The sequence below is a fragment of the Mycobacterium sp. 050128 genome, assembly GCF_036409155.1.
Classification (GTDB): domain Bacteria; phylum Actinomycetota; class Actinomycetes; order Mycobacteriales; family Mycobacteriaceae; genus Mycobacterium.
In genome coordinates, this window is the sequence record NZ_JAZGLW010000008.1 from 21,153 (window position 1) to 35,307 (window position 14,155).

General features: G+C 63.7%; 17 protein-coding genes. 12 read left to right on the forward strand and 5 right to left on the reverse strand.

Translation table 11 applies throughout. The features are described from left to right. Positions 1-80: 80 nt before the first annotated feature. A complete protein-coding gene (locus SKC41_RS29545) occupies positions 81-779 on the reverse strand; it encodes a hypothetical protein (RefSeq protein ID WP_330981240.1) in 699 nt (232 codons plus the stop codon). A gap of 150 nt (positions 780-929) precedes the next feature. Between SKC41_RS29545 and SKC41_RS29550 the strand changes: the two genes are divergently transcribed. From SKC41_RS29550 to SKC41_RS29575, 6 genes are all read left to right on the forward strand, one after another. Then, positions 930-1,160 carry a hypothetical protein gene (locus SKC41_RS29550; protein ID WP_330981241.1) on the forward strand — a complete coding sequence of 77 codons (231 nt, stop codon included), beginning with the start codon at positions 930-932 and terminating at the stop codon, positions 1,158-1,160. Positions 1,161-1,187: 27 nt separating this feature from the next. Next, entirely contained in the window at positions 1,188-1,874 is a 687-nt protein-coding gene (locus tag SKC41_RS29555) for a Fic/DOC family protein (RefSeq protein ID WP_330981242.1), read from the forward strand. Positions 1,875-2,150: 276 nt separating this feature from the next. Continuing rightward, positions 2,151-2,777, forward strand: coding sequence for a hypothetical protein (locus tag SKC41_RS29560; protein ID WP_330981243.1), 627 nt, complete (start codon positions 2,151-2,153; stop codon positions 2,775-2,777). Positions 2,778-2,957: 180 nt separating this feature from the next. Beyond that, complete coding sequence (locus SKC41_RS29565) at positions 2,958-3,230, forward strand: type II toxin-antitoxin system Phd/YefM family antitoxin (protein ID WP_330981244.1); 273 nt, start codon at positions 2,958-2,960, stop codon at positions 3,228-3,230. 3 nt (positions 3,231-3,233) lie between these two features. Continuing rightward, positions 3,234-3,641 carry a type II toxin-antitoxin system VapC family toxin gene (locus tag SKC41_RS29570; protein ID WP_330981245.1) on the forward strand — a complete coding sequence of 136 codons (408 nt, stop codon included), beginning with the start codon at positions 3,234-3,236 and terminating at the stop codon, positions 3,639-3,641. Positions 3,642-3,690: 49 nt separating this feature from the next. Further along, positions 3,691-4,848 (forward strand): pyridoxal phosphate-dependent aminotransferase, encoded by a 1,158-nt coding sequence (locus SKC41_RS29575; protein ID WP_330981246.1) that lies wholly within the window; start codon positions 3,691-3,693, stop codon positions 4,846-4,848. Between the two features lie 392 nt (positions 4,849-5,240). Here the strand turns inward: SKC41_RS29575 and SKC41_RS29580 are convergent, their stop codons facing one another. Next, complete coding sequence (locus SKC41_RS29580) at positions 5,241-5,435, reverse strand: hypothetical protein (RefSeq protein WP_330981247.1); 195 nt, start codon at positions 5,433-5,435, stop codon at positions 5,241-5,243. Between the two features lie 403 nt (positions 5,436-5,838). On the opposite strand from SKC41_RS29580, the gene SKC41_RS29585 reads away from it, so the two are divergent. Beyond that, complete coding sequence (locus SKC41_RS29585; RefSeq protein ID WP_330981248.1) at positions 5,839-6,777, forward strand: hypothetical protein; 939 nt, start codon at positions 5,839-5,841, stop codon at positions 6,775-6,777. 126 nt (positions 6,778-6,903) lie between these two features. On the opposite strand, the gene SKC41_RS29590 is transcribed toward SKC41_RS29585, so the two are convergent. After that, on the reverse strand, positions 6,904-7,047 hold the full coding sequence (locus SKC41_RS29590; RefSeq protein WP_330981249.1) for a hypothetical protein: 144 nt from the start codon (positions 7,045-7,047) through the stop codon (positions 6,904-6,906). A gap of 257 nt (positions 7,048-7,304) precedes the next feature. Here SKC41_RS29590 and SKC41_RS29595 point away from each other — a divergent pair, with 257 nt between their 5' ends. Next, entirely contained in the window at positions 7,305-9,785 is a 2,481-nt protein-coding gene (locus SKC41_RS29595; RefSeq protein WP_330981250.1) for a hypothetical protein, read from the forward strand. A gap of 46 nt (positions 9,786-9,831) precedes the next feature. On the opposite strand, the gene SKC41_RS29600 is transcribed toward SKC41_RS29595, so the two are convergent. After that, on the reverse strand, positions 9,832-10,245 hold the full coding sequence (locus tag SKC41_RS29600; protein ID WP_330981251.1) for a hypothetical protein: 414 nt from the start codon (positions 10,243-10,245) through the stop codon (positions 9,832-9,834). Positions 10,246-10,418: 173 nt separating this feature from the next. Further along, a complete protein-coding gene (locus tag SKC41_RS29605) occupies positions 10,419-10,658 on the reverse strand; it encodes a helix-turn-helix domain-containing protein (RefSeq protein ID WP_330981252.1) in 240 nt (79 codons plus the stop codon). Positions 10,659-10,875: 217 nt separating this feature from the next. On the opposite strand from SKC41_RS29605, the gene SKC41_RS29610 reads away from it, so the two are divergent. The 4 genes from SKC41_RS29610 (at position 10,876) to SKC41_RS29625 (ending at position 14,024) form a co-directional block, all read left to right on the forward strand. Next, positions 10,876-12,432 (forward strand): ParB/RepB/Spo0J family partition protein, encoded by a 1,557-nt coding sequence (locus SKC41_RS29610; protein WP_330981253.1) that lies wholly within the window; start codon positions 10,876-10,878, stop codon positions 12,430-12,432. A gap of 258 nt (positions 12,433-12,690) precedes the next feature. Continuing rightward, positions 12,691-13,239, forward strand: coding sequence for a hypothetical protein (locus SKC41_RS29615; protein WP_330981254.1), 549 nt, complete (start codon positions 12,691-12,693; stop codon positions 13,237-13,239). A 123-nt stretch (positions 13,240-13,362) separates the two neighbouring features. Next, on the forward strand, positions 13,363-13,728 hold the full coding sequence (locus SKC41_RS29620) for a hypothetical protein (RefSeq protein WP_330981255.1): 366 nt from the start codon (positions 13,363-13,365) through the stop codon (positions 13,726-13,728). A 29-nt stretch (positions 13,729-13,757) separates the two neighbouring features. Next, complete coding sequence (locus SKC41_RS29625) at positions 13,758-14,024, forward strand: hypothetical protein (protein ID WP_330981256.1); 267 nt, start codon at positions 13,758-13,760, stop codon at positions 14,022-14,024. Positions 14,025-14,155: the final 131 nt, after the last annotated feature.

Consider the following 14,155-nt stretch of genomic DNA (forward strand, 5'->3'; position numbering starts at 1 on the left):
CCGCTGCGGACAGCTGGGCCGCAGATACTCGCGGCCGTGGCGCGGATTGGCAGCCCTGTGCCTACGCGAAGCGATTCGCGTCAGACGATGTCTAAATCCAAACGTGGATCGCTCATATCGACGGCGATCCGCACATCCTCGACGTTGTGGAGCTCGTCGCGTGCGTTAGGGAGCGCAGTGTATGCCGTTGACTGGCCCAGGAATCCAGGGTGCTCGTCAAGTGGAACGAGACCGGCCTTGCGCCAGTACCGGTTGAGCGCATCGATCGCCTGGATCTCTGAAACATCTTCGGGAGTTTCGCCGGCCGGGTGCGGATAGAGCAGAACCAGCGTGTCCGATACGCTCGCCATTCGCGCGATCACCTCTGCGGCGAGCCACGCCCCGAGGTCGTGGCCCCGTAGGGGTTCCGCGACGAAGACGGTGAGCAGGATGAGGATGGTGTTGAAAGGCTCTGGGAACTGCTCCTGAACGGAATCGGCGACGTACTTTCCGTCGAACAGGCCAGCGAAGTTCTCAGCGTCTTGCGACAGCGAGTCCAACATCTCCGCGATGGGGTGCTCGCCCAACCGTATCGTCAGAAAATCGGCGTACCCGCCAAGGACGTCCGGCTCGTCGACGACGTCGACGTGTCCAAGCCGCAGCTCGGCGCGCCAGTCCATGCAGGGGTCGAACGGGCTCTCGTTGGTGCTCGCAAATCGGACCGTCGGCGCACACAGTGTCGTCGTGGGGGAGTCGGATCTGGTCATCCGCTTACTCGGGCCATCCATGGTCGCTGGCATGCTCTTCATCGTGCCTTCGCGACGGCTTGAAAGAGACGACTCGACTGCAGGCGCATCGGGTGCCTTGATGCAAGTCCAACCATGCAGGAAAACCACCGTCGCCCCCAGGATCGCTGCCGCGGATGTCGTCCCACAGGTAGAATCGAGTTTATGGGTGAGTTGAGGGAGAAGTACCCGCAGCATTTCGGAATGCTTGGTGAAGTGCGAGCGCAGGCCCTCGAGTTCGCCATCGCCAACAACGTTCTGGAGGGCTGGGAGCCCAACGAGGACGACATTCGCGATCTGTGTGAAGCGACCGCTGGACATCTCAGTGACGATGAAGTGCTCAGGCGCGGACTGGACCGGCTGCAGGGCAATCGCGCCGATGCCCGACCGTCCTGACTGACGACCTCACGCCCGAGAGTGCCGGTGCCGCAATGGGAATCGTACTTCTGGCCAAATACGCAGGTCCTGAAAAACAAATTGGGGCTCAAAGACCAGGCCACCCTGACCGCGATGGAACGCCTGCACACCACGCTGCAAGCCGAGCGGATCACGTCAGGTCTCGTCCCGATCGATCGGACCTTTGACGCCGCGCACCTCAAAGCCATTCACGCCGCGCTGTTTTCGCGGATCTACACCTGGGCAGGCGAATACAGGACGGTGAACATGCGCCGCGGCGTCAATGAGTTCGCCAGCGTCATTGACATTCCAAGGGTCGTCGACGAGATGCACCGCCAAATCGGCGAAACCGACTGGCACATCGATGATCGTGATGTGTTCGCGGCCAATGTGTCGACTACTGCGGCAATCGGGAACTTCGCGCACCCTTTCCGCGACGGAAACGGCAGGGTGATGCGAATCCTGCTCAACCATGTCTGCGAACGTAGCCCGTACCGGCTTGATTTCACCGATTTGGATCCGGCGGTGTGGAACCAGCGCTCGGCGCTGACGATGCCGGACCGGGGCAGCACCCAGGTTCATCCTGAAGAGTTCATCGTCGTTTTCAAGGCGATCACTGTCGACGCGGGTCGACATATCGAGATCGAGCGTGGTGAGGATGGGCACGGGCTGGAGGAGTCCGGCCACGACGGCGGTGACGACTTAAGTCTGTGACGCCCCGCCCACCTTCGGTTCCGCGTCGAACCGCGGTCAAGACTTCATCGACCGGCTTGCGGAGATGCCTGCCTGAGGCGCTCGGACGCTACGCGGCCCAGACCAAGAAGCCTCTGTATGGGCTGATCGAACAGTCGCGGGAAGCCGTAGCTCTTACGGTTGGCACCAGGCCACGGCCACCCGCAATGCCAGATAATAGAGATTACGTCAGGTAATCTTGATGCGGGCGAGCCTTCGGCATCAGGAGCACTTGATATATGTGTTACCCTATCCGCCGTGGGATGGGAATACACCACCGGCGATGGCGGCAGCGAGTGGCACGAGGGTTACCTTGCGGCTGAGTTTGAAGACGGCCTACGGGCCCTCGGAATCAGCGGCACTGGCGTTCCTCCTGGATACCTCGCCGTCGACCAGTACGGCGACGGCACGTTCGGGCAAGAGGCAGTCAGACGCCACGGCGGCCGGCCTGAGTTTGCAACCAGGCCGGCCGGGGAAGTCATCGGCTGGCGGGTTACCTGCAACTGCTACGGCCCGGGTGACACAATGCCCTCCAAACGCTGGTTCAGTCAACAACTTTGGAAACGAGTTCCCTCACCTGTCCGGCATGCCCCCGAAGCCTTTCGCATCTACGCGGCCGACGAGGACGTACTCGACGTCATCATCGGTGATGCCTACACAGCCGCGCATGACGCCTGGTGGAACGAACACATCAAGGACGTCGACGCCGAAGCCGCTATCAAAGCAGCGCTCGCTGCGATACGTGCCGGCGAAGAACAACTCGACCAGGCAGTAGTCGGAGCTCGTCGGAAAGGGCTGTCTTGGGCCAAAATCGGTGGTGCCGCGCAGATGTCGGCCCAAGCAGCCCATGAGCGCTGGGCAAAACGGGACAGCCCCGCGATATGAGCACGGCGAGCCGGGATCCAGCCGTTCGCAGAAGGCCCCGAGCGCCGCGATGGTGAATAGACGCCCTCCACTGGGCGAATCGGCACGCCCTGTACCCCACTGGCTCCACGAGTGCGCGGCCGGACCCTGAACACCCTTCGCGACGTGGCATGTAGAACAATGCCGTAGTACATTGTGGGAGTGAGTGAAGTATCCGTTCGAACGCTTAACCAGGAGACATCCAAGGTCTTGGCCCGCGTCAAGCGCGGCGAGGAGATCACCCTTACTGAACGCGGCGAGGTCATCGCTCGCATAGTTCCGGCTTCTTCTGGCCCTCTCGACTCACTCATCAGTGCCGGAAGGGTGCAACCGGCGACTACGCATGGCCGGGCACCTCGACCTACGATTCCGATGCGGGGCGGCCTCGACGCCGGAAACCTCTTGGAGCGCATGCGTGCCGAGGAACGGTACTAGCGCGTGATCTATCTGGAAACCTCGGCGCTGGTCAAGTTGATTCGGATCGAAGTCGAGTCTGCCGCTTTGGGTAATTGGCTCGACGAACAGACCGAACTACCTTGGATTACATCGGTTTTGACCGAAGTCGAATTATCCAGGGCGATCCGCGCAGTCGCCCCCGAAGGGCTTCCGGCTGTCCCTTCCGTCCTAGCCAGGCTGGACCGTTTTGAAATCGACTCGGTCATACGCTCCACTGCGGCGGCCTACCCTAACGCAGGGCTGCGCTCGCTCGACGCGATCCACCTAGCCACTGCTCAAACGGCTGCAGCCGCCGCACCGTTGACCGCTCTGGTTACTTACGACAATCGGCTCAGGGAGGCCGCCGAGTCCCTCGCAATAGTGGTCGTCGCGCCAGGCAAAGTGCATTGATACCGTCGAATACTGGGAAGCTACTGCGCGAATCTTCGAGGGTGGAGATATGACCGTTGCGCGACTGCAGCATATCTGCGGGATCGGCGTAAACGAGGTCGGTGATCGAGCCGACGCACTCAACGATCCCGAAATGCTTCGGTTGGAAAACCTGGACACCGATGTACCTCCCCCAGACATCGCGGTTGAACTAACCCGCCGCGCAGTCAATGACGACGCTGCCAACAGTTACCTGCCGTTGGAGGGCCACCACGACCTGCGCCAGGCGGCCGCGACGCACGTATCTCGCCTCAGCGGCATCCCCTACGATCCGATCCACGAATGCGTCAGCGTCGCAGGCGGTCTAAACGGCGTATTGAACACGCTATTGGCTGTGGTCGAACCCGGTCAGGAAGTCGTCATCACCGACCCGGCCTACGCAGGATTGATCAACCGCATCCGGCTCGTCGGCGGTGTCCCACGCCACGTTGCCGCACACCCGAGCGTGGACGGCTGGCGCACCGATCCCGCCGAGCTCGCCGCTGCGATCGGCCCCAACACGGCGGCCGTGCTGCTGATGGACCCCGCTATGCCCACCGGCGCACTGCTATCAAATGAACACCTCGACGCGATCGCCGAACCCGTCACCCGACATGGGGCGTGGGTGATCTACGACGCCGCTATGGAACGTATCCGCTTTGATCACCAGCCGCCGCTGCACCCGGCGAGCCACCCCGCCCTGACCGATCGCACCATCACGATCGGATCGGCATCTAAGGAACTGCGAATGATCGGATGGCGGGTCGGCTGGGTCGTCGGACCCCGTCCGATCATGAGCGACATCGCCCTGGTGGGTATCACCAACGTTGTTTGTCCAGTGGGCATCTCGCAACGAGCGGTCGCCGCGGCCCTGTCGGCGCCGGATGCCGACGATGACGTTGCCGCCGCGACCAACACCTGGCGGCAACGCTGCGAACTGATCATCGACCAACTGGCCACCTACCCCGTCCTGCGGCCGCAAGGCGGCTGGTCGCTGCTGATCGACACCGCCGCGATGAGCCTTACCCCCGAAGAGGCCTCGCTGCGACTCTTCGACAAGGGCCTCCTCGCAGCCACCCCCATGCGCGGCTGGGGACCCACTGGCGCCAACTACCTACGATTGGTCTTCGCCAACGAACCACTCGAGCGCCTCACCGACCTGCGTCGCCGCTTCGATGCAGCCTTCTAGGTGGACAGGGCCCCTAAGAAGCGCGTCGGCTCCGCCGGTGAACCTGTCACCAGCCCCATCCGGTCCGGTATTAGCAGTCCTTGGGTGATCGCTGAGCCGCTTTGATCGAGCTGGCTTGCCGGGGAGCGGTCGCCGAGACAGAAGGGACCAGGGAACCCCTTGGGCCCGGGGTGCAGCCGGCGTGGATGGCGAAAGAGGCAGCAAGACAACAACTCCCCCGAGCTGGGATGCACGGCGTGTAGCCTCGTCTTGATCGTCGTCGGCGTACACCCACGCCGCGCCCAGGTGGCCGCAACGGTTGAGCGTGTCCGGAAAATGCGGTTCGGCCGCGTGCCCGCGCCCCTATGTCAATTCCTCGTAGGTGCGCCGGCCGCGCCAGGATCGAGCCGGCGTTACGCGATGATCCGGTGCAGGGCGCTGGCTACGGCGCATGCGGTGATGATGGCGGTGACGATTCCCGCCGAGAGATACCCCACCCCTCCGGCGGCGATGGCGAGTAGCGCGATCACGACCCATCGCAGGGGCAGGGGTTGAGCCGGCTGCTGGTTCTGGCCCTGCGAAGGGCGCGAGGACGGTACCGTTGACACTGTGTTGTTCCTCCATTCTCGTGGGATGACGCACCGCGGCCTTCGGGGATTCAGCCCCCGAGGGCCGCTTCGTTGGTTGCTGTCCTCCCCTGTGCGGCGGAGGTTCCGCAAGCCGCTGACGTGCATCTATGACCGTTGTACGCGACTTTCGCCGGGCCCGTGCTACCCTGGGTGAAACGGCTTAACCCGCCTAAAAGAACTTCCGCCAATGACGGTCGCCCGTATTTTTAGGAGGGTTAAGCCGTTGCGGGAAGGCCGTTGCGGATAGAACGCGGTGTGAGATAAATCACGTAAGAATGGAGGGTGGCGGCCGATGCAGTTTCTTTTCGAGCTGAGCATCGCTCGGCCACCGAATGCGCGGGAGCGTGCTGTTCTCAAGACACGGCTGAACAGACTTGTCCAGATGGAACAGTCCGCGGCGCACGCAGGAGCCCGCCTAGAGGAACTGCTGCTAGGTCGCGCGACTTCGCCTGGGGACGTTCGGATTCGGCATGGCTTCGTGCGGCTATTCGTCCCCGACTCGGCGGCAAACACCACGGACCGCAACGCGACCAGGCGAGACCTGCGGCCACCGAGCACCCGGTTGATGTCGCCGCGGGGCCGGGCCTTGTCTTTTTTCCTGATCGCGCTATTCGAAGCTCAGATGCGATTGGCGCCCGGACAGGCCGCAGCGCGCAACGAGCTGCCGCTGAAAGCCGAGAATGACCGGATGGGCTGGACGGACTACATTGCCACCGACGCCCAGGACGCGACCGAAGGTCGGATCTTCGTCGACGTGCCCACCAAGAAGGCCCGCCAGATCCAGTCCAGCCTGGTCAGGCTGCACACCGAGAACTTGATCAGCGTCCCGGCGGCCAAAGGCCGACACCGCCGCTACCAGGACTTCGTACTCAAGCGTGAAGACGCCCGACCCCGTGGCGACAACAGTGTCTACCGAGTGCCCGAGCATGGCAGCGAGTTCTTCACCGTCCCCGTGTCCCTTTTCACCAATGGTTGGATCCACGTCCTCGAGGACAGCGAATTGGTGCTGCTGCTCATCGCCGCGCGGATGCGTGCCGGACACGGCGACGTACCCCAGCCCCTCCCCTCTGGTCCACGCAAGTTGAATTACGGGTTGAGCCGAGATTCCTTCGAGGCCGGTCACCGCGTGCTCGACTACCTCGGCCTCCTCGACGTCATCTCCGACTACGAGCGCAATAACGACGGCAAGGTGGATGGATTCGCCGACCGCGGCGCGAAACCTCACCTCCTGCGCTTCCACCCCGAGACACTCGATAGGCCGGCCTTCCCCACGATCGTCGACACCATCACCGAACAGATCGCCAAATCCGAGGGCTCATAGCCTTGTCCACACGTCACGTCGTCGACCGGCGACGGTGCGAATTGCCATAGCCGACAGGGAGAATGGGCACTAACCCCGCTCAGCGAGCCCTCGCGGAGGGCATGTCGAGAAGATTCGCAGCGAGACTCAGCGCCGGCTGATTACGGCGGCCAAGACCACCACGGAGCGGGCCTGGCTGGGCGAGGTGTCCAGCGTGGCGCTGGTGCAGTCGGTCAACGACTCCCAGCGGGCCTGGCGCAACTTCTTCGACTCGGGCAGCGGGAAACGCAAGGACCGCAAAGTGGGTCGCCCACGGTACAACACGGCGCAAGGATCACCGGCAGTCGTTTCGGCTCACCCGCAATGGTTTCAGCCTGACAGGGGTGAGTTGCCAATTGTCCGCCAGGAGCCGCAGCAGCCGAGCTGAGCCGGTTGGCTTCTTGGTCGGGCCTGTCGGCGGCCAGCGCTACTGTTGATCGACGTTGCGCCCATGTTGCTCGCCGGGCCGCCACCGACTCGACGGGCCCGGCCGAAGAGGAGATTGGGCCATGTGGCCGCTGTTGACCAATGAGCCGATCGACGGTGAGACCGTGGTTCACCGGCAACTGCGGCCGGCCGGATGCGCAGTAGCGGTCGATCGCACGGACCTGTCAGCCGCCGCGCGAGCCGTGGCCGAGCTGTGCAATTCCTGGGCCGGCAGCGCGATGCCGCTGATACCGGTGACACCGCAGTCACCCATCGACAGCCGGTGGCACCGAATCTTGCTGCAAAGCAACATCGACGGCATCGCCAAGACGGACCTGATCGACGAACACGAACGGAGCAGATTCTGCGACATCCAGGGTGGGGACTACCGGCAACTGCTGCTGCGCATCCTGATCGACCTCGACGACCCGAGGCCGACCGTGCAGACATGCCGCGGCGTGCGCACCGACGATGACTGGTACCTCGCCTACCTGAGCATGCTCGGCGACCTGCCCGCCCATCCAGACCCGATGAACACGTGGAACGATTTGCGGCCCGACTTGACCTACGAAGACGTCGTCACGATCCGGGGCGTCGAGTCCGAAGTCGGTGCGCGCGGACTGGCAGCGCTGATCCGCGACCCCTCGGTGCTGTCTGCGGTCGACCTCACCCGGAGCAAGCTCAGCGTCGGAGTTCCCGCCGCGACCGATCGCGGCCTGCTTCCGGAGCGTTCGCGGTTCGAGTGGGACGACGACCGGATCTCGCGGCGCTACGGCCCGAACGTGATCGTCGTCTACCGCCCAGGCAGTGTCGAGGACCTCGCACTGATCTGGAACATACGCGCACGATTCGCACACCCTCGCGGCCTGCCGCTCGCCGTCCCGATGACCGACACCATCGACGAAGACATCGCGACCTTGCAGCGGGCCGGCGTCGAGCACCACTTCGGTGGTGGCCACAACGTGGCCCTGACGTCGTTCTCCGTGGCCGCTACCGACCTCGAAGCCCTCGCCACGCACAACCGGTTCGATGTCGTCGATGCGTGGACCCTTCTCGGCCCCATCGGCGGGTACTGCGTGCCGTCCACGGAGACAACGCATTTCACGGACGGCGCGGCGACGATCCCAGACTTCACGGCCACCGACATCGAGGCACTGGGACTTCCGCTGCTCGGCAGCCACCAAGGGACCTGGATGCGACTCAAGACGACGGTCGCCGACGACGCGCTGCCGTTGAGCGCCACCATGCGCCGCCCGCACTACTACGGCGAACTGAGATACCTCGACGGCCCGATCACCACCGGTGGGCACCTCAATCAGACGACCCGCATCACCCAACCATCCGGGTTGGAGGTGCTGGCCGCCCTGGCCACCGACGCTCGCCTGGTGGCGACCGAAAGCGCCCCCGGCAGAGCCGCCGAATACCTCATCCGGGCCGCCGCGCCGGAGCTGTCGATGCTGGCCGCCCCCGGGGTGGTCGCCGCCATCGATGAACTGACCCGTGGGCGCCACGTCAGCCTGGTCAAGCGACGTCTCAACCAGTTCTTAGGCCAGGACGACCTCGACGAGTCCTCCGACCGCTACGAAGTGCTCTTTGAGCGTCTCGATCGGGCTGTCGGCGACCCAGACGCCGCAGAGGCCGGATCGCTGACCTTCAACCAGCTGCGGGTGCAGCTTCGCATGTCTGTGGCCGGAGCGCAGCGGTGGGTGCGGTGGGCCACGGCCAGCGGATTGGTCCTGCGCGGCGTGGAAGCCAAATGCGACCGGTGCGGTCACAGACAGTGGCGCCCGTTCGTCGAGATCGTTCCGGCTCTGATCTGCCACGGCTGCGGGGAGCACATCCCCAATGCCTACGGGTTCAACCACATAGAGTACCGCTACCGTGCCAGCGAGTCGCTGCTGCGCGCCATGAGTCACGATGTCCTGCCGTCGGTTCTGGCCATCCGCTACATCAGCTCCGTGATGGGCGGTCGGGGCGGCGTGGTGTTCGGTGCCTATCCAGGCATCGAGTTTCGCCGCGACGCGGCCTCGCCGGTCGAGGCGGAAGTCGACGTTCTGGTCGTCCTGCGCACCGGCGGGATGATCATCGGAGAGTGCAAGACCAACGCGCGGGGGCTGACCAGCGGAGAACTGGACAAGCTGTGGAAGGCCGCTGATGAGGCCGGTGCCCGCGCAACGTTCACCGCGACGCTGGACCGGGCGCAGGCGTGCGGGCCCCTCTGGCGGGCGCGCGCCGCCCCCAATGGGCGGCCGCACTTCGCGTTGACAGCCGAGCATCTCTTCGACCTGCAGATCCGAGGTCCCGCTTACAACGAGGATGTCTTCGACTGGCGTGATGATCCGCCGGGGACGCGCGGACCGAGTGGGAAGCCGGTGGAATGGGCGGCCGTCGACGAGGCGTTCAGTCGCTACACCGAGGGCTCTGCGACCGACTACCTGCAGCTGCGGCGCGCGCCGTGGATGTCCTCGGAGTTCATCGATCCCATGCGCCTGCCGCCGCCCGCCATCGACGACGGTCCACCAGCCGGCGCGGGTCCGCCCACAACAGTGCCGCCGCCACGCTGATCATCTTGCCCGGCGGCGGCAGTTTAGAACGTGCCGGATCGGGTTATTAAGGATCGTCGTCTCCAAAGATCGGCTCTTTGCCTGCGGTCAGCCAGCTTGGCTCCAAGTACTCATCGACCGACAGCACGAGTGTGGACGCCGGACTGGACATGTCATCGACATAGTGGTGACCAGCGCGGCCTCCACTGCTTGTCAATACCTGGGCCTTGTCGAGGATTTCATTGGCTTTGGCGTCATCTAGTCGCCACACCACTCGCTCGTCCGACAGTTCGATAGCTGCCGCGCCTGCCTGGATGATGAATTCGTGAACCCGTCGGCCATGTGTTAAGTGGGACAACCCAATCCGCTGTGCCAGCGCAAGAGCTTCGGCGAAGGCGGCAAGCCCGGCGCTGTCAGCGGCCACCAGCACTACATCCTCGCCTCTGAACTCCGCGACGCTCTTAACACGAATCACCGTCATGAACGACCAGTGTGGCACAACCGAAGTCCGCCGATCACGCGAAATAGTGCGATGCAAGCGCTACAGGGCGCCGCTGCATATCAACCGTCCGATCCACAGAATTTTGACAATCCTCGAATGTTGTGCGAAAGCCCGCGCTACGCCCCGACTGCCAGCCGACTCAACGGCGCGGCCTAGGTAATGCCTTTGAGTAAGGCGCCTGGCGGTACTCCGAAGTGGTCAGCGATGTCGAAGAGACGCTCCACCGAGATATTGCGTTCCCCTGCCTCGACACCAGTGAAAAACCACCGGTTCATGCCGGTCGCCTCGGCGGCTGCGCTTTTGCTTTCACCGGCCGCCTCGCGGAGCTTGGTGATGTTCGCGCCCAGAATCGCCATGCGCCGTTGGTTGACGTCCGATCGCCCCGTCCTCATGATGCCTACTATAGGCGCCACTACTCAATAGGACATAGGGGCCCAGGATGCTCAAAGTGCCTTGTGCACAAAGCGTGTGGATTGTACACACGAGTGCCCGGATGACTTGCTCTAGGTCAACCTCATACTAGAGTGACTACTATAGTAGTCGTTCCTTCGAAAGGGGTTTCCCAGCATGGACACATCAACACCCGACGTCACCACCGCCGAGCGCGGCGTGCTCGAACACATCGACCCAAAGGCACTAGAAATCGCCGACAATGTGCGCGACAACGCGACGGAAGGCAAGCACTACGCGGACCTTGTCGCGAGCGTGGGTGAAGTAGGTGTCGTGGTACCGGTGTGCGCGACCCGAGACGCTGACGGCAAGACCGTGGTTCGCGATGGGCAGCGTCGAACCCTGGCCGCCCGCGCGGTTGGGCTTGACACCGTGCCGGTATACGTGGTGAGCGAGGTCGCCGAAGACGACAAGAGCCGCACCGTGGCGCGGATCACTGGGCAAATGGTCGCCAACGACCACCGTGCGGCCCTAACCGAAACCCAGCGCGCCAAGGCTATCCAGCAGCTACTGCTGGAGGGAGTGTCCCCGGCGAAGGTAGCCAAGTCGCTTACCGTCCCGAAGGCGTTGGTGCACGCTGCAGCTGCTGCCGCGCAATCACCGCAGGCTATGGATGCTCTGTCGACTACGCAGCTGACCATCGAACAGGCAGCGGTCCTCGCCGAATTCGACGCCGAACCCGATGCCATTCAATACCTCTGCGATGCGGCGACATTGGGTGAATTTGACCATCGTGTGAGCGAATTGCGCTCCAAAGCGCAAAGCGAAGCAGCGTGGGAGGCGGCGGCACAGCCGCTTCGTGATCAGGGGTATACCGTCCTCGGGCAGCAGCCGTCCTGGTCGTCAGACTTAAGCCGGGCAAGGTTGGACCGGCTCTGCGACGCACAGGGCAACTCCCCGGCCGAGGACATTGTCGCCCAGCGCCCGCAGCTGTGGGCGGTGTGGCTCGAAGAAGCTCCCCACTACGTCGACACTCGCACCGGCAATCAGCTCAGCGAAGACGACATCGACTGGGACCTCGAGCCCACCGATGTCGACGCGGAAGCCGAACAGGGCTATGTCCACCCGTGCTATGTCGAAGAATCGACGACATATCAGGCCGAGTTCTACTGCCTAGACTTGGATCAGGTGTCGCTGTTTGCGCGAGCTGATTACTACCGGAACAGGGACCGCGGGATCGGTGACGCGAACACCGAAGACTTAGCGGCACGCAAGGAGGCCGAACGGCGCGAGAAGCGGAAGGTGGTCGCGCTCAACAGGCTTGGGCATGCGGCCATTGAGGTCCGTCGAGCTTGGGTCAAAGAACGTTTGCTGGCACACAAAACCCCCGAAAAGGGGGCAGCACTGTTTATCGCCGAGCAGCTGTCTGCAGAGCCTCACCTGCTGGCGACCCCTAACGGAATATCGACCGCCGCCGTACTTCTCGGACTGTCAAGCGATGCCTCGGTGAGCGCTGCGGTGAGCGCGCTGCCGACGACCGCCGATGCGCGCGCAAGTGTCATCACCCTCGGGCTGGTGCTAGGGGCGCTGGAAGCGCAGACCCCCAAGGACGCGTGGCGACGTACTTATAGCAGCAACAGCAAGAGCTACTTGTCATTTTTATCGGACCACGGCTATGAGCTCTCCGATATCGAGAGGGTGATCGTAGGCAGACTCAAGGCCGACACTCTGTATGACCGACTAGATGCCGCAAAGAAGGCGCAGGCGGCCGGCTGAGGCGGAAGGGTGCTGGGGCACGCGGCGTCACGAGCCACTGCCCCAGCACCCATCAACTTCTCCGCGAGGGCGGACATCTCACCCGGGAGATTGCTGACACGGGCCCCAGAGCGCCATGCTACTTGGCGCTAATACGTTGGCACACAAAGTGCTACACAACGCCGCGGCGCAGCGACGCATGCCGGAGAATGGGTTGCTGTGCTGACATTGGCGCGATAGAATGACTACTATAGTAGTCATCAACTCGAAGGAGCGATTATGGTTTCCCTGCCCAGCACCGACCCCGCCCGCAGTACACCCGCAGCCATCGTCACCCATACCCTGGTCCGTATTCAGGGCGCCCAGGACGGCGACATCACCGTCTTCCATGCCTGCACGCCCACCGCCCGTCTGACGATGGCCTGGGGCGGCATCTTGATGACGTTCTGGTCAGCCCAGGCCACCCAGAGCGTCTTGGAGGCCCTTGCCGCGGCCCGCCCCCTAGTCGCACCCTTGCTGCGCCGCATACCGGCTCTACCGCAACCGCCGCTGGAGCCATTCGCTCAGCAGACCATCGCCCTGGACTGGACTCGCCGAGCTACCTACGCCGTCGTCGCCCGCGACGAACTCGCCCGTGACCGGCGGCGCACGCTGCGCTGGATCGACATTCACTGCGGCCCGTGCACCTGGCAGATCCTTGACCAGGAGGGCTATCACAGCGCGCTTGAACTTCTGCGGCGAGCTCACGCGACAGCAACACATGTGTTCCCCGATGGAGCGGAACACAGTGCTGATCCCACGCTCGACAGTTACCGCCCAGCGCAATAATCCACAGCCCGTCGCCCCGGGGCCGCACTTATCCACAATGGACAGTGCGGCCCTTGGCGATCAGCTGGCCCAGCGCCGACCATCAACAGCAGCGCATGCCGAAACGAAAGAGGTCGTTTTCTCATGATCACCTGGACTGTGACTGTCAATCACGCCGCCGGCCTTAGCAGCTACGACGGGCAGGCGCCGAACGCCCCCGCCGCGCGAGCAGCCGCTATCGCCACGGCCCGCCGGTGGGCACGTCGAGCCACCCCCATCTCGGGTTACCCGCATTACATTCTCGCTGTCGACGGACAATCGGTGGCGATCATCGCCACCGGCGTGGATGACGCTGGCGGGCCCGCCCACGAACAAGTAGACCGGCTGCTCGCCGACTTCGACGGCGCCCCAATGCCGGAAGCCTTGCAGGCCGCTCCCCCTACCAAGCTCTACGATCATGCAGCGCCGGCCGGGCACTGCGGACTCCCCCAACCGCCCCGAACCCACTGACTCTAATTTGCCGAGAACGAAGGAGAATCATGGGACTTCTGGACACGCCAGGCCCCATCAGACCGCGCACATTCACGGTCTGGCTGGCCGACGGCACCACCTGGATAGCACCGCAAGATCAGCGATACAGCTACTCCATCGACTCAGGCGTGCTCACCGTCCAACCGGTTGACGCCGATGGCGGGCCGCTACCCGGAGCGCAGCACTACAGCCCAACGGGCTGGACCAAGGTGATCGAACATGACACGGCGCTACCGACCGATCTGATCACCGCAGCATTTCCCTCTAAGAGCTGACCCCACGGTCTTGGCGGTCGCGGTCGTCTCATAGACGAGGTCCCTAAGCAGGCCGGATCACCCGCCGCACGATAACGCTCTGGCGCCGTGAAATGCGATCGCTAAGGGGCAGATTCGCCCGAAGGCAACAA

What these genes read in the sequence shown, in the direction of transcription:
- SKC41_RS29545 (WP_330981240.1), bottom strand. Translation starts at nt 779, where the DNA reads ATGCCAGCGACCATGGATGGCCCGAGTAAGCGGATGACCAGATCCGAC.
- SKC41_RS29550 (WP_330981241.1), top strand. Translation starts at nt 930, where the DNA reads ATGGGTGAGTTGAGGGAGAAGTACCCGCAGCATTTCGGAATGCTTGGT.
- SKC41_RS29575 (WP_330981246.1), top strand. Translation starts at nt 3,691, where the DNA reads ATGACCGTTGCGCGACTGCAGCATATCTGCGGGATCGGCGTAAACGAG.
- SKC41_RS29585 (WP_330981248.1), top strand. Translation starts at nt 5,839, where the DNA reads ATGGAACAGTCCGCGGCGCACGCAGGAGCCCGCCTAGAGGAACTGCTG.
- SKC41_RS29595 (WP_330981250.1), top strand. Translation starts at nt 7,305, where the DNA reads ATGTGGCCGCTGTTGACCAATGAGCCGATCGACGGTGAGACCGTGGTT.
- SKC41_RS29600 (WP_330981251.1), bottom strand. Translation starts at nt 10,245, where the DNA reads ATGACGGTGATTCGTGTTAAGAGCGTCGCGGAGTTCAGAGGCGAGGAT.
- SKC41_RS29605 (WP_330981252.1), bottom strand. Translation starts at nt 10,658, where the DNA reads ATGAGGACGGGGCGATCGGACGTCAACCAACGGCGCATGGCGATTCTG.
- SKC41_RS29615 (WP_330981254.1), top strand. Translation starts at nt 12,691, where the DNA reads ATGGTTTCCCTGCCCAGCACCGACCCCGCCCGCAGTACACCCGCAGCC.
- SKC41_RS29620 (WP_330981255.1), top strand. Translation starts at nt 13,363, where the DNA reads ATGATCACCTGGACTGTGACTGTCAATCACGCCGCCGGCCTTAGCAGC.
- SKC41_RS29625 (WP_330981256.1), top strand. Translation starts at nt 13,758, where the DNA reads ATGGGACTTCTGGACACGCCAGGCCCCATCAGACCGCGCACATTCACG.